At 61.8% G+C, this 17,308-nt stretch carries 16 protein-coding genes; 9 read left to right on the top strand and 7 right to left on the bottom strand.

What is annotated here, in order from left to right:
• Nucleotides 1-20: 20 nt before the first annotated feature.
• The 6 genes from L8U60_RS04415 (at nucleotide 21) to L8U60_RS04390 (ending at nucleotide 6,366) form a co-directional block, all read left to right on the top strand.
• Nucleotides 21-1,184, top strand: a complete 1,164-nt coding sequence (locus tag L8U60_RS04415; RefSeq protein WP_269965166.1) for a YihY/virulence factor BrkB family protein — start codon at nucleotides 21-23, stop codon at nucleotides 1,182-1,184.
• 37 nt (nucleotides 1,185-1,221) lie between these two features.
• Nucleotides 1,222-2,088 carry a patatin-like phospholipase family protein gene (locus L8U60_RS04410; RefSeq protein WP_269965165.1) on the top strand — a complete coding sequence of 289 codons (867 nt, stop codon included), beginning with the start codon at nucleotides 1,222-1,224 and terminating at the stop codon, nucleotides 2,086-2,088.
• Between the two features lie 57 nt (nucleotides 2,089-2,145).
• Nucleotides 2,146-3,015, top strand: coding sequence for a patatin-like phospholipase family protein (locus L8U60_RS04405; protein ID WP_269965164.1), 870 nt, complete (start codon nucleotides 2,146-2,148; stop codon nucleotides 3,013-3,015).
• A gap of 332 nt (nucleotides 3,016-3,347) precedes the next feature.
• The gene (locus L8U60_RS04400; RefSeq protein ID WP_269965163.1) at nucleotides 3,348-3,815 is read left to right on the top strand and encodes an LppP/LprE family lipoprotein; all 468 of its coding nucleotides are present in this window, start codon (nucleotides 3,348-3,350) and stop codon (nucleotides 3,813-3,815) included.
• Between the two features lie 235 nt (nucleotides 3,816-4,050).
• Nucleotides 4,051-5,604: an HNH endonuclease signature motif containing protein gene (locus tag L8U60_RS04395; RefSeq protein ID WP_269965162.1), complete on the top strand. Its 1,554-nt coding sequence runs from the start codon at nucleotides 4,051-4,053 to the stop codon at nucleotides 5,602-5,604.
• A gap of 111 nt (nucleotides 5,605-5,715) precedes the next feature.
• Nucleotides 5,716-6,366 (top strand): LppP/LprE family lipoprotein, encoded by a 651-nt coding sequence (locus L8U60_RS04390; RefSeq protein WP_269965161.1) that lies wholly within the window; start codon nucleotides 5,716-5,718, stop codon nucleotides 6,364-6,366.
• A 43-nt stretch (nucleotides 6,367-6,409) separates the two neighbouring features.
• Here L8U60_RS04390 and L8U60_RS04385 read toward each other — a convergent pair whose 3' ends face one another.
• Complete coding sequence (locus L8U60_RS04385) at nucleotides 6,410-8,053, bottom strand: peptide chain release factor 3 (RefSeq protein ID WP_269965160.1); 1,644 nt, start codon at nucleotides 8,051-8,053, stop codon at nucleotides 6,410-6,412.
• Nucleotides 8,054-8,145: 92 nt separating this feature from the next.
• On the opposite strand from L8U60_RS04385, the gene L8U60_RS04380 reads away from it, so the two are divergent.
• On the top strand, nucleotides 8,146-8,691 hold the full coding sequence (locus tag L8U60_RS04380; protein ID WP_269965159.1) for an NADPH-dependent FMN reductase: 546 nt from the start codon (nucleotides 8,146-8,148) through the stop codon (nucleotides 8,689-8,691).
• Here L8U60_RS04380 and pth (L8U60_RS04375) read toward each other — a convergent pair.
• A complete protein-coding gene (gene pth / locus L8U60_RS04375) occupies nucleotides 8,688-9,365 on the bottom strand; it encodes an aminoacyl-tRNA hydrolase (RefSeq protein ID WP_274708470.1) in 678 nt (225 codons plus the stop codon). The two genes, L8U60_RS04380 and pth (L8U60_RS04375), sit on opposite strands and share 4 nt — an antisense overlap.
• Between pth (L8U60_RS04375) and L8U60_RS04370 the strand changes: the two genes are divergently transcribed.
• Nucleotides 9,364-10,314, top strand: a complete 951-nt coding sequence (locus L8U60_RS04370) for a nitronate monooxygenase (protein WP_269965157.1) — start codon at nucleotides 9,364-9,366, stop codon at nucleotides 10,312-10,314. The two genes, pth (L8U60_RS04375) and L8U60_RS04370, sit on opposite strands and share 2 nt — an antisense overlap.
• Nucleotides 10,315-10,323: 9 nt before the next feature.
• Here L8U60_RS04370 and pth (L8U60_RS04365) read toward each other — a convergent pair whose 3' ends face one another.
• Nucleotides 10,324-10,878 (bottom strand): aminoacyl-tRNA hydrolase, encoded by a 555-nt coding sequence (gene pth, locus L8U60_RS04365; RefSeq protein ID WP_269965156.1) that lies wholly within the window; start codon nucleotides 10,876-10,878, stop codon nucleotides 10,324-10,326.
• An 89-nt stretch (nucleotides 10,879-10,967) separates the two neighbouring features.
• A complete protein-coding gene (locus tag L8U60_RS04360) occupies nucleotides 10,968-11,609 on the bottom strand; it encodes a 50S ribosomal protein L25/general stress protein Ctc (RefSeq protein ID WP_269965155.1) in 642 nt (213 codons plus the stop codon).
• 274 nt (nucleotides 11,610-11,883) lie between these two features.
• Between L8U60_RS04360 and L8U60_RS04355 the strand changes: the two genes are divergently transcribed.
• Nucleotides 11,884-13,359, top strand: a complete 1,476-nt coding sequence (locus tag L8U60_RS04355) for an NAD-dependent succinate-semialdehyde dehydrogenase (RefSeq protein WP_269965154.1) — start codon at nucleotides 11,884-11,886, stop codon at nucleotides 13,357-13,359.
• Here L8U60_RS04355 and L8U60_RS04350 read toward each other — a convergent pair.
• The 3 genes from L8U60_RS04350 to glmU are packed head-to-tail and all read right to left on the bottom strand — an operon-like array spanning nucleotide 13,356 to nucleotide 17,245.
• The gene (locus L8U60_RS04350; RefSeq protein WP_269965153.1) at nucleotides 13,356-14,702 is read right to left on the bottom strand and encodes an amino acid permease; all 1,347 of its coding nucleotides are present in this window, start codon (nucleotides 14,700-14,702) and stop codon (nucleotides 13,356-13,358) included. The genes L8U60_RS04355 and L8U60_RS04350 overlap by 4 nt on opposite strands.
• Nucleotides 14,703-14,752: 50 nt before the next feature.
• Complete coding sequence (locus L8U60_RS04345; protein ID WP_269965152.1) at nucleotides 14,753-15,730, bottom strand: ribose-phosphate diphosphokinase; 978 nt, start codon at nucleotides 15,728-15,730, stop codon at nucleotides 14,753-14,755.
• Between the two features lie 21 nt (nucleotides 15,731-15,751).
• Complete coding sequence (glmU, locus tag L8U60_RS04340; RefSeq protein ID WP_269965151.1) at nucleotides 15,752-17,245, bottom strand: bifunctional UDP-N-acetylglucosamine diphosphorylase/glucosamine-1-phosphate N-acetyltransferase GlmU; 1,494 nt, start codon at nucleotides 17,243-17,245, stop codon at nucleotides 15,752-15,754.
• Nucleotides 17,246-17,308: the final 63 nt, after the last annotated feature.

Genomic DNA, 17,308 nt, shown 5'->3' with positions numbered 1-17,308 from the left:
ACTCACGTTAGGCTGAGCTCATGGAGCACTCGCTTATCGACGGCACCCGGCCACCCCTCGTCCGCCCCTACGGCCCCGGCGCCATCGATACCCTTGACCCCGCCGTGAATGATTCTGAGGTGCTGCACCGGAGTAACCGGCTGGGGAAGAAAGCGTGGAAGCTCGTGCTGGCACGCACGGTCTTTGATCTGGGTCCGCTGGCGATCACGGACCGTGGTGCGTCCATGACGTTTTTCAGCGTCACTGCATTTGCGCCGATGCTACTGGCGTTCTATTCCACGGTGACCTTGCTCTTTCCGACGGATCAGGACGAGCTACGTGGCATGATTGGCGGTTTCATTGGCAACACCGTGCCCGAAGCTTTACAGCCACAGGCGATGGACCTATTTCTCACCGTGGTGGGCACGCCCGCGCAGAGCACGATCGCGTTGGTGCTCTCCATCATCATTTCCCTGCTCTCTGCTTCGGCCTACGTGCGTGCTTTTTCGCGCAGTACCAACGTGATTTATGGCCGGACGGAGGGGCGCAGCTTGTGGGTCACGTGGCTGCACATGTGGGCGATCACCCTGCTTTTGGTGGCGGGACTCGTGGTTGTGGTCGCGGCGCTGGTACTGCGCGAGGACCTTATTAATGCCGTGGTGGGGCCCATCGCCGAACCGTTGGGGCTGCAGGGTGTGGTGAACTACCTCAACCAGATCCTCTTACCGGTGTGGGAATGGTTGCGCTACCCGGCAGTGGTGGTTACCGCTGTGGTGTTGTTGTCCTGCTTGTTCTACTTCGCGCCGAATGTGCGGCCGGGGCGATTTCGGCTGCTTACGGTCGGCGCGGTGTTTGCCATGCTGATTATTGGTGCGGAGTGGGCGCTGTTCGGGTGGTACGTGTCCACCTTCGGTGTGCGAAGTGCCTACGGCGCATTCGGTGCGGTGCTTGCTGTGCTGGTGGCCATCTGGGGGATGAACATCGTGCTGCTGCTCGGCGTGAAACTCGATGCGGAGATCCTGCGCGCCAAGGAGCTGCAGAAAGGGATTGAAGCCAGCGACATGATTCAGGCGGCGCCCCGTGCTGATAACGCAGTGAGATTCAGGCGCAGGATTGACGCGTGGTTGGAGCGGCTGGCGGAGGAAGTGCTGCGGGATACTTGCCAGGATGAGAAAAACAAGAATGAAATAGATAGTGATTTCTAACGGCAAATTACAAAGTTCACCCGTAGAGTGGTGAACCATGATTGACGCACGCGATACCGCCCTGATTATTGAGGGCGGAGGAACCCGAAACTCATACACTGCCCCCGCGATCATGAAACTGATCAATGAGGATGTGCAATTTGGGTGGGTCGGGGGCGTTTCCGCTGGTGCGATCCACGCCGTGAATATGCTCTCCCGCGACGCTGAGCGCACCCACGAAGCATTCACCAGCTTCATGGGACACCCGAAGATTGGTGGTCTGCGTTCGCTCGCGATGGGGCGTGGCCTGCTCAACGCGGAGTTCATGTTCCAGGACCGCGGTGGTCTACTGCCTTTCGACATTGAGACCTTTAATGCGAATGAAGCCACCATCCACGTCGAAGCGGTCCGCGCTGACACAGGTGAGACGGTGGCATTCAATAATGACCGGTTGACGGACGAGGACTTTATTAACCTGGTCATTCGCTGTTCTTCCACCATGCCGATGCTCATGCCCATGGCCTACATCGACGGTGCGCCGTACGTGGACGGTGCGCTGGGTGATGGCGGCGGATTGGTTATTGACGCTGCGGAGAAGGCCGGCTACTCCAAATTCCTCGTCCTGGCCACCAAGTCCCGCGACTATGTCCGTGAGCAAGCCAGCCGTCCGGCGATGGTGCGCCGCATGTTCCCGAAGTACCCCGAGGTGGCGCGCCGCACGATCGAGCGCCCGGATGAGTACAACCGCTCCAAGGACCGCATCATCGAACTGGAAAAGGAAGGTCGCGCTTACGCCTTCTTCCCAGAAAACATGATGGTGGAGAGCACGGAGCTCAAAGTGCCCAAGCTGGAAGCGAACTTCGCCGCTGGCGAAGAGCAACTGGAACGTGAGTGGCCCGCGATCAAGGCCTTTTTGGAGGGCTAGGTGGGGCGCGGGGGCGTCGATAAGCAATGATGGCCCTGCGGACTTACAATCAGGGCCATGATTGATGCCTCCGACACAGCCCTCGTCATTGAGGGCGGGGGGATGCGTAATTCCTACACCGCGCCCGCGATAGTCAAGCTCATCGAGGAAAAGGTGCGCTTTGGCTGGGTCGGTGGGGTATCGGCCGGCTCAGTGCACGCGTTGAACTACGCCTCGCAGGATGCGCATCGCGCGCGCGAGGCCTTCACTAATTTCGCAGCTCACGAGCAATTCGGTGGGTGGATGCACTTCGCGCGCGGGCATGGCTACTTCAACGCTGAATTCATCTACGAGCGCTCCGGCGATGTGCTTCCCTTCGACTGGGAGGCCTTCCAAGCAAACAGCGACATTGACGTCCACGTTGAAGCCATGCGCGCCGACACGGGTCACACGATGCAATGGACGCGCCGCAATATCGACTCGCTGGAAAGCGTCGGCCAGATCTCTCGCGCCTCCTCCACGCTGCCAAAAGTCATGCCGATGGGCTTCATCGACGGTGTGCCGTATGTCGACGGCGCGCTCGGATACTCAGGGGGATTGCTTATCGACGCTGCTGAGAAAGCCGGCTACTCCAAATTCCTCGTCCTAGCCACTAAAGAGCGGTCCTACGTGCGCCCAACCGTGACACGGCCGATGGCAACGCGGCGCTTGTTTACCAAGCACCCTGCTGTGGCTGAGGCCCTCATCGTGCGACCGGGGCGCTACAACGCGTCCAAGCGCCGCATCCTGGAACTCGAAGAACAGGGCCGCGCACACGTGTTCTTCCCCGACGCCATGAGCGTGGACGCATCCGAGCGCAACCTGGCCAAGCTCACCGCCAACTACGCCTTGGGGAAGGCGCAAATGGAGCGGGAGTGGGATAGCTGGGTGGAGTTTTTGCAGGCCTAAAAGAGCGTTGAGCCGATATCTACGAAGCTTTGAAGAATACCGATTCTCCGCGAAGCTGCCTGGTGAGAGGTTCAGGGAAAAATCAGCTCTGGTGGTTTTTCTTGCTGTTGAGTCCGGAGGCCTTGTGGTTCTGCTTGCTCGGCGTACCGTGGGCTGCACCGCGGTAGTTCGAAGGTAGTTCAACGTAGTTCGACGACTGAAAGTCTCACGACAGAAAGCGTGTGGTACTCATGCAGAACAAGCAACAAGAAACCAAAACCACAAGTAAGACTACAAGTAACAGAATCAGGGCTTTTGCTGGTGCTGCGCTGTCCGGAGCCATGCTCATGACGGTGGCAGGGACTGTAGACGCCACAGCTGAAGCAGCTGATGTGTGTATGACAAACGCGGACGATCCCGCGATTGTGGAAGGAAATGCGGCGCTCAACCGTGACCATTCCACTGCGCATGGTGACTGGACGTACACGGGTGACTCCAACTTCAATCACTGCTCCGACCTGACCTACGCCGTGGCTACACAGGGTGGCCAAGGCAACGGTGCACCACTGACGGTGCTCATGCTCTTCCACCAGGGCCAGTACGTGGGCATTGACTCGAACCATCCGCAGCACGCGGAACGCGTCACTGCCAATCCCGACGGAAGCATCACGGTTGTCTACCGGGATGTTGAGGCACAGAACATCGCCGGTGCACCGAACGCGGATGCCCACGAGTACACCTCCGAAGTGACCTACTTCTGGGATGGTGAGAAGGTTGACCACCACGGCCGCATCCCCAACTTGTCATATCCCGAGTTCTAGGGAGGGGATTGGCAAGAGCATCAGTTTCTGACAACTACTGATTACCGCGAGATAGTCGAACCGCCAGCGCAGGGATTGCGTTGGCGGTTCGGTGTCTTGGTGGCTTGGTGATCTGCGGGGAAGATTCTAGAAAAAATAGTTCGAACACCCTTGCGTAAAAGTGTTCGGGTGGGATAGGATGTTGTTAGTGGCCGATAAGGTTAGTTAACAGCATCCTCAGGGGAAGGAGGGGGAGATGTCCACTAAAGTTTCGCAGCTGGTTGATATCATTGGAAATGCACTAATGCAGTTGCGTGATGAATTCTCGGACCCCTCCTCTGTTGTCCTGGCGGATGTTGCTGGCGATATGGAAAAGCTTGAAGCCTTCTTCAATTCGAAGGCTTTTATTGATGCCTGTTTCGCCTATGTGTGCGAACGAGATGAGGCGGGGAGATTGGTGGGCGCGAGTCGCCCCAATGCATACCTGCAGAACCGCTTGGGGCTCTCTCCAGGGGAGGCTTATGACAGGCTCGCGCGTGGCCGGGATTTGTTTGCGCCGCCGCCGGAGCCGGTGAGTGGTGGTGAGGAACCTGAGGATTCCTCGGGGGAGGATCTGTTCTCCAGTTCATCTGGTGTACAGCGGGATACCGAAGAGGAGAAGCAGCGGGCGGAGGAAGAGCGGCGCCGTGCCCAGGAGGAATCGCGCCGGCGGGCTGCTGCGGTGTCTGCGGAGAAGCAGAACATTATTCGCAGGGAGCTGGACAAGCTCTTGAAGGCTGCGCGCGGTGAGCGTGCGCGAATTCATGCTGAGGCCATGAAGCAGGCGGATCGGCGTGATGCGAAGGATCTGCGCTTCTTTGTGCGGCGTCTTGTTGAGGAGGCGAACCGGGAGCACGCTCCGCGCACGAACCCGAATGCGGGATTTGAGAACCGTGGGATGCATATTGGTCGTAGGAAGCCTGATGGATCGGTGGACATTACGCTGACCACCACTGCGGGGCATGCGGCTTTGATTAAGGCTCATTCCGATAAGGGGCTGGCGCCGAATAGCAATATGAGTCCGGATGAGACGGATTACCGGAGCCCGGCCCAGCGCCGGTATGACCAGTTCTTCTCTATCTTTCAGAAGTATGAGTCGGACCAGCAAAAAGTCTCTGGTGGAGCTGCTTCTGTTGTAGTGCCGATGACGCTGGATGATCTGGCCGATGCCGACGGGCAGACCACGTTTATGACGAATACGGGGATCGAAGTTGATGTCTTCGACCTCGTGCGTCTCGGCCTTGATGGTTCGGAAGGGCCAACTCACTTTGTTCTGCAGCTGGATAGTGTGACCGGCGTTCCACTGTCGATGGGGCGGACTCGGAGCGCATCCATTGCTCAGCGAATCGCGTTGCTTGCGGTGCAGGGGGTGTGTGCTTGGACAGGTTGCACGGCCCCGTTGTCGGAGTGCGAGATCCACCACATCATTGCCTGGATTAAGGGTGGTTCGACCGATATCTCGAACCTCACCGGGCTGTGCCGTGAGCATCACAGATGTAATAACGACGAACGGGACGGCAGCAACGGCAAGGGGCATATGGAATATGACCCGGGGACGGGGCGGGCAGGCCTAGTTAGGTCTGGAAGTACGCGCATAGAGTTCAATGGGGCGGACCCGGCGGAAAACTCGGCAGTCAACCGCGCCATGGGGAGGGCCGGGGGACATCGGCCGCGAGCAGCGGCACGAGTAAGAGGCAGACCTGATGGGGAGATGTTCCCAGTGAGGCCGCGGTCTTCCAGGGAAAAGTCGAAAGTGGTGCGCCGCGTGTGATGCATGGCGGATGAATCAGAATTGGTCGGAGCATCCTCCGAATGGGTGAGATCCACGTAGAATCGTGTGCACGCTGCGTTCTTATCCCTGAACAGAAAGCTGGTGATTCCAATGCTTAAAGGCAAGAACGATGGCAAACGCGTAAACAGGATCTTCGCGGGAGTGGCGCTTTCGGGTGCTGTGCTTCTTGCCGGATGCAGCAATGGTGAAAGCTCCGATCTTGCGGAACCGTCGCTGAAGGTTACTGGGTCGCAGGCGGATCGTGCCGCGGATGATAGTGCGGCCGAGTCCACGGTCGAAGTGACCACGACTCAGAAAGAACGTGAGAAAGAAGGCGAGAAAGACTGCAACACGGATCCGTCGGCGCCGGAGATTCACAAGGCTACGGCGGAAGTGAATGAGAAGTATCCGAACAAGTACGGGGGCTGGGTATTTACGGGGCACACGAATTATGACTCGTGTGGGGATCTGAGTTATGCGCTCGTGACGCAGGCGAAACAGGGGAACGCGCAGTTTGGCACCCTGATCCTGATGTTCCACAAGGGTGAGTACATCGGCATCGATTCGATTGCGCCGCAGCAGGCGATGGAGGTCACGCCGAATGATGGCGGCAGCTTCACGGTCCTATATAAGGATTGGGAGGCATTGATGGAGTCTGGTGCAGGGAACGCTGAGGCACCGAAGTACAACAGCACCGTGACGTACTACTGGGACGGCGACAAGGTGGCGCACGAGGGAAGGATCCCGAACACGAACCTCTAGAACACGAAGGTTCTAGAGGGGGACTAGAGGGGAGCGGCCGGACCTAGTCGGCGACGAGGGGCTCCATGGTGAGCTCCGGGTGCTCCTTCTCAATGAAGGCGAGCTTCCACTTGTCGCCGAACAGGGCGATGAGTTCGCCGTCGGTGCGGGTGAAGATCTCCACGCCGCGCTGGCGGCCCAGCTCCGGGGCGGATTCCGCGTCAGTGCGGCGCGCGACGGAGTAAGGGATGGGTTCGGCGACGGTCTCCACGTTGTACTCGTTTTCCATGCGGGCCTGCATGACTTCGAACTGCATGGGGCCGACGGCGGCCATGACCGGGGCGGCGTCGCCACGCAGGTCGTTGCGGAGGATCTGCACCACGCCTTCCGCGTCGAGCTGCTCGAGCGCCTTGCGGAACTGCTTGTACTTGCCCAGGGACTTGGCGCGCAGCGTGCGGAAGTGCTCCGGCGCGAACTGCGGCATCGGCGGGAACTGGACCTTCTTGCCGGCGTAGATGGTGTCGCCGGGGGCGAGCGATCCAGCGTTGACTAGGCCGATGATGTCGCCCGGGAAGGCGGTTTCCACGGTGTCGCGGTCGCGGCCGAAGACGGTGAGCGCGTACTTGGTGGAGAAGCTGCGGCCCGACTGGGCGTGGGTGACCTGCATCCCGCGGTCGAATTCGCCGGAGACGACGCGCATGAAGGCGAGGGTGTCGCGGTGGTTCTTATCCATGCCGGCCTGGACCTTGAACACGACGCCGGAGAAATCGTCGCCGACCTCACGCGTCGGGTCGATGGCTTGGCCGCCGCCGGACGCAGCAGCCTCAATGGCCTTCGGGTCGGAATCGCGGCCCTCCGGGGCGGGGGCGATGGCACACAGGGTGTCCAGGATCTGGTGCACACCGAAGTTGAGCATCGCGGAGGCGAAGATCAAAGGGGAGGTGACGCACTGCTCAAAGAGCTCCTGGCTGTGGACGGCCCCATCGGCGGCGAGTAGCTCGGCCTCCTCGACGGCGGTGTCCCAGGCATCGCCCTCCTTGGCGGCGGCGTCGGCCGGGGCGAAGTATTCCTCCGGCGCGATGGTGGAGCCGCCGGCGGTGCGGGTGAAGTGGATGTACTCGTCAGCTTCGCCGTCGTCGTTGACGTGGGCGAGCCCGCGGAAGTCGCCGGCCTCGCCAACCGGCCAGTAAAGGGGGGTGGGTTGGAGGTCGATTTCGGTGACGATTTCGTCGACAAGCTCAAGGGGCTCACGTCCGACGCGGTCCCACTTATTGATCACGGTGACAATCGGCAGGCCGCGGGCCTTGCAGACGCGGAAGAGTTTGAGGGTTTGGGGCTCGAGGCCCTTGGCAGCGTCGATAAGCATGACTGCAGCATCGACTGCGGAGAGCACGCGGTAGGTGTCCTCCGAGAAGTCGGCGTGACCTGGGGTGTCCACGAGGTTGATCACGTACGGTTCGCCCTCGTGGCCTTCCGGCGCGTACTCGAACTGCAGGGCGGAGGATGCGATGGAGATGCCGCGGTCCTTCTCCATCTCCATCCAGTCAGACACCGTCGATTTGCGGTTGCCCTTGCCATGCACCGCGCCCGCCTCCGAAATGACGTGCGCGTGCAACGCGAGTGCCTCCGTCAACGTCGACTTACCGGCGTCCGGGTGTGCGATGACGGCGAATGTGCGGCGGCGGGCGGCCTCGGAAACGGTGCTCATGACCTGTAGAGGGTAGTCGCTACCGCCACGGGAAGATAACTGGCCCGCGTGCGTTATTACAGTAGAGAAAACACGAGATCTTAAGGAGCCACATGAAAATCGGCGTGATCATCGGATCCATCCGCAAGGGACGCACCGCGGAGAAGGTTGCCGCCTGGCTGCGGGAGAAGATCGGCGAGCGTGATGGCTTCGAGTACGAGTTCATCGACCTCGCGGACTTCGAGCTTCCGCTTTACGACGGCGCCGGGCTGCCCATGCTGATGAACAAGCAGTACGACAACGATGAGGTGACCCGCTGGTCACAGGCGATTGATGCGTGCGATGGCTTCATCTTCATCACGCCCGAGTACAACCACTCCGTGCCGGCTGCACTGAAGAATGCCGTGGACACCCTGGGGCCGGAGTGGGTGGGCAAGCCCCTCGCTTTCGTCGGCTACGGCGGCCTCGGTGCCGTCCGCGCCATCGAGCACTGGCGCCAGATCGCGTCGAATTTCCACATGCACGATGTGCGTGAGCAGCTTGGCTTCATCCAGGCCGTGGACATGGTGGACGGGTTCAACCCGATCCCGCACCGCGCGACCGAGCTGGCGGCGATGCTTGATCGGTTGGAGGCGCACACTGGGAAGCTGCGAGGCTAGCTCTTCGGGTGGATGACGTTCTGCGCGCGCTGTAACCCGTCGGTGACGGTGAGGCGCGCGGCCTCCGCGGCCAGGGTGATCTGATCGGCGAGGCCCTCATCCTCGACGGGGCCCAACACCCAGTCGGGGACCGGAGTGCCCTTCGGTGGGCGTCCAATACCGATGCGCACGCGGATGTAATCGCGGGTGCCTAGGTGCTCGGTCAGGGACTTCAGGCCATTGTGGCCGTTTTCGTTCCCGCCCAGCTTGACGCGCACCTTCCCGGCGGGCAGGTCTAGCTCGTCGTGGAGGACCACGATGCGCTCCGGGGGGATGCCCAGCTTCTGTGCCACGGGCGCGATGCCCGCGCCGGAGAGGTTCATATAGGTCGTTGAACGCACCGCGAAGGCGTTGGTGTCCGGCACCATGAGGCCGTGAGCTTTGATGCCGGGAAGCGGCTGCAGGGGAGCGCCCACAAGCTCGTCGAGCGCCATATAGCCCACGTTGTGCCTGGTGGCGGCATATTGTGCGCCCGGGTTACCCAGGCCGACGATGAGCCACTCGGCGTCGACTTCGGCGAGGTCGGGGCCACGGGCTGGGGCGGGATCAGAAGCGGGGGACGGCGAGAACAACCTGCGCAGAAAATCAAACACGGTGCCAAGTCTATGGGAGGTGGGCGTTAAGGTGGACCCCATGCCACCTGAACTACCCGCACGTTTGCCCCGCGTCATCGCTGCCCCCATGGCGGGCGGCCCAAGCACCCCGGAGCTGGTGAATGCCGTTGGCTTCGGCTTCCTTGCCTGGGGCACGTGCTCGCTTGATCAGACGCGCGAGGAACTGTCGCGCGTCGAGGAGCCGTTTGGTGTGAACCTCTTCTATCCGCAGCGCGAAGAGCCACTCCGGGAGGATCTCGAGGCGATCGCAGCGGAGCTGGGGGCGGAGATCCCTGAGCCGGACTACGCGTTTGGCTTCCACGACAAGCTGCGCCTAGCGCTGGAAGACGGGCGCGCCACCATCATTTCCTGCACGTTCGGCTGCTTCACGGAAGAGGAATTCAAGCGTATTCACGACGCGGGCATCCAGGCGTGGGTGACGGTGACGAATGAGGTTGACGCACTCAAGGCCACCGAGCGCGGCGCGGATGGATTGATCGTGCAGGGCCCGAAGGCCGGTGGTCACCGCTCCACGTGGACGCTCACCGAGGAGCCGGATCCGCGGCCGCTGGAGAAGCTTCTCGACGGCATCTTCCGCCACGTCAACGTCCCCCTCATCGCCGCTGGTGGTGCCCGTACTCACGAGGACGTGGAGCACCTCATCGAGTGGGGTGCCACCGCCGTCGCCTGTGGAAGTGCTTTCTTGCTTGCCGACGAAGCCGGCACCTCCGACCGCAACCGCGCCCTCCTGCGCGAAGGCGGGAAATCTGTATCTACCCGTGCCTTCTCCGGCCGCTACGCCCGCGGCGTGGAAACCCGCTTTACTCGCGAGCACGATGACCTGCCACCGCTGTACCCGCAGCTCAATGCGATGCAGAAACCGCTGCGCAGCGATCCGGACCATGCCTACTGCTTGGTGGGTGAGGACTTCGCGGGCAAGCTTCTGGAGGGGGCAGCCGCCGAAATCGAGTCCGCCCTGTTGGGCTACTAACCCCAAGTTCTAGATAGCAGCGAGGAGCTCGTCGGCGGCATCGGCGAGCGTGATGGGCAGCTCGGCGGACTCTTGTTTGCCGAAGGGCTTGAGCACGTAATCGGCTGGTGCCTGGCGGCCGGGTGGGCGACCGATACCGATGGCCAGGCGGTTGTAATTTGGGGTGCCCAGGGATTTAGTCACGGACTTCAGGCCGTTGTGGCCGTGGTCGCCACCGCCCAAGCGGAGTTTGACGTGGCCGAAGTCGAGATCGAGTTCGTCGTAGATGACGTAGAGGTCCGCCGGTTTGACCCCGTAATAACTGGCCAGGGCCTTGACTGGGCCGCCGGAAACATTCATGAAGCCGCGGGTGCGCGCGAGGATGGCGCGGCGGTTGGTCAGGCGCCCGGCGGTGAGTTCGACGACCTCGGTGTTCGTCTTCTTGTGCACGCTCAGCTGGGCGGGCATGGGGGTGGTGCGGTCCAGGAGCTCCTCGATAAGCATGGCTCCCGCATTGTGGCGGGTTTGGGCATAGATCGTGCCTGGGTTGCCAAGGCCGACGATGAGAACCGGTGAATCAGACATGCAGTCCAGCATAAATGACAAAACGGCCGGCAACCCCGCGGTGGGGTGCCGGCCGTTGAGGCGTTTAGCCGTTAGCGTCGATAAGCGACTTACTCTTCGCCCTCGGTAGCTTCCTCGGTGGACTCAGCGCCAGCCTCAGCGCCGCCCTCCTCAGCTTCCTCAGCGGCAGCCTCGATCTCTTCATCAACCTGCTGGAAGGTGACGTTGATGACCAGGTACTCCGGATCGGTGAGCAGCTCTGCACCCTCCGGCAGCGGCAGGTCACCAGCCAGGATCTGGTCGCCGATCTCCTTGCCCTCGATGGACACGACGATCTCGTCCGGAATCTTGAGAGCATCGACCTCGATCTCCACCAGGTCCAGCTCCTGCAGGACAACAGCGTCCGGAGCAGCCTCGCCCTCGTAGATGACCGGGACCTCAACATTGACCTTCTCGCCGCGCTTCACGCCGAGGAGGTCGATGTGGTCAATGTTCAGGGTCAGCACGTTCTGATCAACGTGCTTCACGATGGCCAGGTGCTTCTCGCCCTCAACCTCGAGCTCGAGAATGGCGTTCACGCCGTGGTTACGCACCAGAGCGGTGATCTCCAGGATATCCACGTGGAAGTGGATGTTCTCCTCGCCCTTGGAGTAGATGACGCCCGGGACGCGGCCCGCAACGCGCAGACGACGAGCAGAGCCCTTGCCAAACTCGTCGCGCTTCTCAGCCTTAATAACAGGGGTGGTAGCCATAATGGTTCTCCTATGGTGTTCTCACTGTGTTTTCACCGGGTGGAGCCATAAAAAGCGGCCACCCAGACGATGGACAATAACGTGCTCGTCGAGTGACCGTGATGCTGCGCGGAGCGCAACGTGAAGTCTTCATCGCGTCGATAACGGCCCTGCTGATTGATCAGCAAGTCCCTCGCCGAGACCTGCAAAATCTTAGCAGTCCTCCGCCCCATGCTCCAAACGCGCCACGGTGGTAGACCGGAGGGCAGACGCAACGATAGGAAAGAGGTAGGACATGTCCAATATCGACGTTTCGACGTTGCTTGCACGAGTAGAGAAGCGCCTGCTTATCGACGGCACCTGGCGCGACGGCTCGGAGGGGGAGACCTTTGACGTGGTCAACCCCGCGACCGGGAAGGTGATCACGAGTGTGGCCTCCGCCTCCCGCACGGATGCGGTCTCTGCGCTGGCGGCCGCGCACCGCGCCCGCGCGTCCTGGGAGAAGACGACACCTCGCGAGCGTGCGGACCTTCTGCGCAAGGCTTATGACCTCACGCTCGAGCGCAAGGAAGAATTTGCCCCCCTCATGTCGCTGGAGATGGGCAAGACCTATGCCCAAGCGTTGGGGGAGGTCGACTACGGCGCCGATTACCTGCTGTGGTTCTCCGAGGAAGCCAATCACTTCTTCGGTTCCACCAACCACTACCCGGCGAAGGGGGCGCGCATGCTCACCTTCCGCAAACCTGTCGGACCGTGTCTGTTGATCACTCCGTGGAACTTCCCGCTCTCCATGGGCACCCGCAAGGTCGCTCCGGCGCTGGCGGCCGGCAACACCGTCATCATCAAACCTTCCGGCAAGACCCCGCTGACGATTCAGTATTTTGTGCAGACCCTCATCGATGCGGGCGTGCCCGCCGGTGTGGTCAACCTGGTACCCACGGCTAGCTCCCGGGATGTGTCCGAGCCGCTTCTGGCGGATCCGCGTCTGCGCAAGGTGTCCTTCACCGGCTCCACCAAGGTGGGTGCCACGCTGCTGAAACAGGCAGCCGACAATATCTTGCGCACCTCCATGGAATTGGGTGGAAACGCCCCGGCCATCGTGTGCGCCGATGCTGACCTTGATGTCGCCGTCGAGGGGGTCACAATGGCCAAGATGCGCAACAATGCGGAGGCCTGCACTGCCGCGAACAGGATCTTTGTGCATGAGAGCGTCGCCGATGAGTTCACGGAGAAATTCGTCGCCGCCATCAAGGGGATGCGCGTGGACGAGCCTTTCGCGGAGGGCGTGGACCTTGGGCCGCTTATCGACGGGGGAGCGGTCGAACACATGCAAGAGCTCGTCGCTGACGCCAAGGCCCACGGCGCCGACGTCCTTTGCGGCGGCCATGCCGTGGACCGCGACGGCTACTTCTTCGAGCCCACGGTCCTGCGGGGCTGCAGCACCGAGGCGCGCGTGTACCAGGAAGAGATCTTCGGGCCCATCGCGCCGATCTTCACCTTCCGCGATGAAGAGGAGCTGTGGGGGCTAGCCAATGACACGGAGTATGGCCTGGCCTCCTACGTGTTCTCCCAGGACCCGAACATGCTGCACCGCGCGTCCGACAACCTGGAATTCGGCATCATCGGCTTCAACACCGGTGCGGTGTCAGATGCCTCCATTCCTTTCGGTGGGATGAAAGCGTCCGGCCTGGGCCGCGAAGGCTCGAAGGAAGGCATGCTCGAATACACGGAGCTGCAGTTCGTGGGCATGCCTGACCCCTACGAGGCTTAAGTTGCGGGCGTGCTTTCTCCCGCCGAGCGTGACAGCGACGCCACGGCGAACAGAATCACGGCCCACACACCCATGGCTGCAAGGCCCACGCGGTAGTCGGGCAGCATGGCCATGAGCACGAGCACCAGCACGAAGTAGGCGGCGCAGATGTAGTTGGCCACGGGGAACAGGGGGGCCTTGAAACTAGATGAGTAGCCACGCTTGCGGAAATTGAGGTGCGCGAAGTTCACGGCCGCCCACGTGATCAGCTCAGAGCCGACTACGACGGCGAGCAGGATGGTGAAGATCTTGCCCTCAAAGAAGTAGTTGAGCAGGACCACGGAGCCCATGAGCGCGCCGTTGAAAAGCAAAGCGCGCAGCGGAAGGCCTTTCTGCGTCGTGTGCGCGAAGTAGCTCGGTGCCTGCCCGTTGCGGGAGAGGTCACGCAGCATGCGTGCGCCCGAGTACGTCATGGTGTTGCACACGGAGGCGACAGCCGCCATGATCACCAGGTTGAGCAGGTGGGCGGCACCGTCAATGCCCACAAAGGTGAGCACGCGCACGAAGGGGCTTTCCGACGCCCCTTGTTCATCCCACGGCGCCAGCAGCAGAATCACGCTCATGCCGCCGATGTAGAAGACCAAGATGCGCCAGATGATGGAGTTGATGGCCTTGGGGATCGTGCGCTCCGGGTTCTCGGCCTCTCCGGCCGCGGTGCCCACGGACATGATGCCGCCGAAGGTGAACGTGACCGCCACGAGGGAGAACACAACACCGGTGGCGCCCATGGGGAAGAAACCGCCGTGAACGGTGAGGTTGTGGAACCCCGCTTCGGAGGAGGGGTTGAGCACCAGGATGAAGCCGAGGATGATCATGGCCACGAGCGCCAGAACCTTGATTAAGGACAGCCAGTATTCGGCCTCCGCGAAGATACTCACACGGGCGGCGTTGATGACCAGCACGATGATGAGCGTGACCAGCGCCGTGACCCAGTGGGGAATATCCGGGAACCAAAAGTCCAGGAAGGTACCCATGGCGGTGAGCTCAATCATGCCCACCACGATGGTGGTGTACCACCAGTTCCACCCAGCGATGAAGCCGGCGCGGGGGCTGATGTACTCACGCGCATACGCGGCGAAGGAGCCGGACACGGGGTTGGCCACCGCCATCTCACCCAACATGCGCATGAGTAGATAGACGATAACGCCCACGATGAGGAACGTGACCAGCACGGCCGGGCCGGCATAGTTGATGGATTCGGCAGAACCCAAAAACAGGCCCGTGCCAATGGCAGAACCCAGCGCGATCATGTGCAGCTGGCGGCTCTTCATGGCCCGGTGCAGGCCATGATCAACGTTGTGCATAGGAGAAGACCCAGCCGAAACAGCTGGGTCTGGTATTGGGGCGGTCACTTTTACGCTTGGCCCTCAAACAGGGTGGTCACGGAACCGTTCTCGAAGATCTCGTGGATCGTGCGTGCCAGCAGCGGAGCGATGGACAGCACGGTGAGGTTCTTCCAGCCCTCAGTGCTCTGCGGGAGGGTGTCGGTGGTGATGATCTCCTCAGCGCCACAGGTGGACAGACGCTCGCGCGCCGGGTCCGAGAACACGCCGTGGGTGCAAGCAATCACAACGGAGCGGGCGCCAGCGTCTTTCAGCACGCCGACGGCGCCGGCGATGGTGCCGCCGGTGTCAATCATGTCGTCGAGAAGCACGCAGTCCTTGCCCTCAACCTCACCGACGACGCGGTTGGACACAACCTGGTTGGCGGCGTCGATGTCGCGGGTCTTGTGGACGAAGGCCATCGGTGCGTCCCCAAGCGTGTTAGCCCACTTCTCAGCGGTCTTCACACGTCCAGCGTCAGGGGAGACGACCACGAGGTTGTCCAGGGAGTACTTGGACTTGATGTAATCCGTCAGGATCGGCATCGCGTGCATATGGTCCACCGGGCCGTCGAAGAAGCCCTGGATCTGGTCGGTGTGCAGGTCCACGGACACGATGCGGTCCGCGCCAGCAGCGGTGAGCAGATCCGCAACCAGGCGAGCGGAAATCGGCTCGCGGCCGCGGTGCTTCTTGTCCTGGCGGGCGTACGGGTAGAACGGCAGGATCGCGGTGATGCGCTTAGCCGAACCACGCTTGAGCGCATCAATCATGATGAGCTGCTCCATGAGCCACTTGTTCAGCGGCTGCGCGTGGGACTGGATGACAAAGCAGTCGGAGCCGCGGACGGACTCCCCGAAGCGGATGAAGATCTCGCCGTTAGCGAAGTCGCGCGCCGTGGTGGGCACCAGCTCGATGCCGAGTTCGCGGGCGACCTGCTCCGCTAGCTCGGGGTGCGCACGGCCCGAAAAGACCTTGAGATCTTTGTGGCTTTCGACTTTCTTACCGGTCATGGGTCAGGTGTTGCCTTTCAGTCAGTTATCGCTCGCGGTATCGGTTGCGTTCTCACGTGCGCGCTGGGCAGCTTCCGCTGCGGCCGTACCGGGCCGCTTGGCTTCCACCCAGCCCTCGATGTTGCGCTGGTGTCCTTCCTTGATGGCCAGGGCGCCCGCAGGAACATCTTCAGTGACTACTGTACCCGCGCCCGTGTACGCACCATCGCCCACGGTCACTGGTGCCACAAACATGGTGTCGGAACCGGTGCGGCAGTGGTCGCCGATGGTGGTGCGGTGCTTGTTCACGCCGTCATAGTTCACAAAAACAGAGGAGGCGCCGATGTTGGATTCGCGGCCCACCGTGGCATCGCCGATGTAGGTGAGGTGGGGGACCTTGGAACCTTCGCCGATCTGCGCGTTCTTGGCCTCCACGAAGCCACCGAGTTTGCCACGTGCACCCAGCGTGGTGCCGGGGCGGATGTAGGTGAAAGGACCCACGGTGGCCTCATCACCGATCACGCCGAGCTCACCCTGGGTGCGCACGACGGTAGCGTCGCGGCCCACCTCCATATCGGTAAGGGTCGTGTCGGGCCCAATCGTCGCACCGTCGCCGATCTTGGTGGAGCCCCACAGCTGCGTGTTGGGGTGGATGGTCACGTCCTGGCCGATCTCCACGTCCACGCCGATCCAGGTCGTCGCCGGGTCGATGACGGTGGCACCGGCGCGCATGGCGCGCTCCACCAGGCGGCGGTTGAGCTCCTTGCCGGCCGCGGCAAGTTGCACGCGGTCGTTCACACCGGCGAGCTCGCGGGCATCGGGGGCGGTGAATGCGGCGACCTTGCGGCCGTCGTTACGCGCGATGCCCAGCACATCCGTGATGTACAGCTCGCCCTGCGCATTGTCGGAATTGATGCGGGTCAGCGCGTCACGCAGCACGGCGCCGTCGAACGCGAAGACGCCGGAGTTGACCTCACGGACGCGGCGCTGCTCATCGGTCGCATCCTTTTCCTCAACGATTTCCTGCACGTCACCGGCGCCGTCGCGGATGATGCGCCCGTAGCCCGTGGGGTTCTCAAACTCGAGGGAAAGCACGGTCACCGCGGCATGTTCGCTTTCATGCTTATCGACGAGCTTCTCAATCGTCTCCGCCCTCAACAACGGCACATCACCATTGGTCACAACCACGGTGCCGGTGAAATCCGGGATCGCCTCCAAGCCGACCTGCACGGCGTGGCCGGTGCCGTTCTGTTCCTCCTGCACTGCCTGCACAATGGTCACGTGCATGTGCTCCGCGATGGCGTCCACGGCGGGGGAGACCTGGTCACGCTGGTGGCCCACCACAGCGACGAGGTGCGCTGGATGAAGGCCGGCAGCCGCATGCAAGGAGTGGGAGAGCAAACTGCGACCACCAATTTCGTGGAGCGTCTTTTGCTTCGTTGACTTCATGCGGGTCCCCGCACCAGCAGCGAGAACAACAACAGCGCGCTGCGGGGTGGAGGAATCAGACGGGGTAGCAGGTGTGGTCACCGGCATGGTCTCCTTGGTATCAGTACGTGAAGTGGACAGGGTGTAGCTTCCACACAGCTTAACCGTGTG

The sequence above is a fragment of the Corynebacterium meitnerae genome (genome assembly GCF_027570075.1).
Taxonomy (GTDB): domain Bacteria; phylum Actinomycetota; class Actinomycetes; order Mycobacteriales; family Mycobacteriaceae; genus Corynebacterium; species Corynebacterium meitnerae.
The sequence above is the reverse complement of the archived record's forward strand: the minus strand, read 5'-3'. Positions and strand labels throughout refer to the sequence as shown.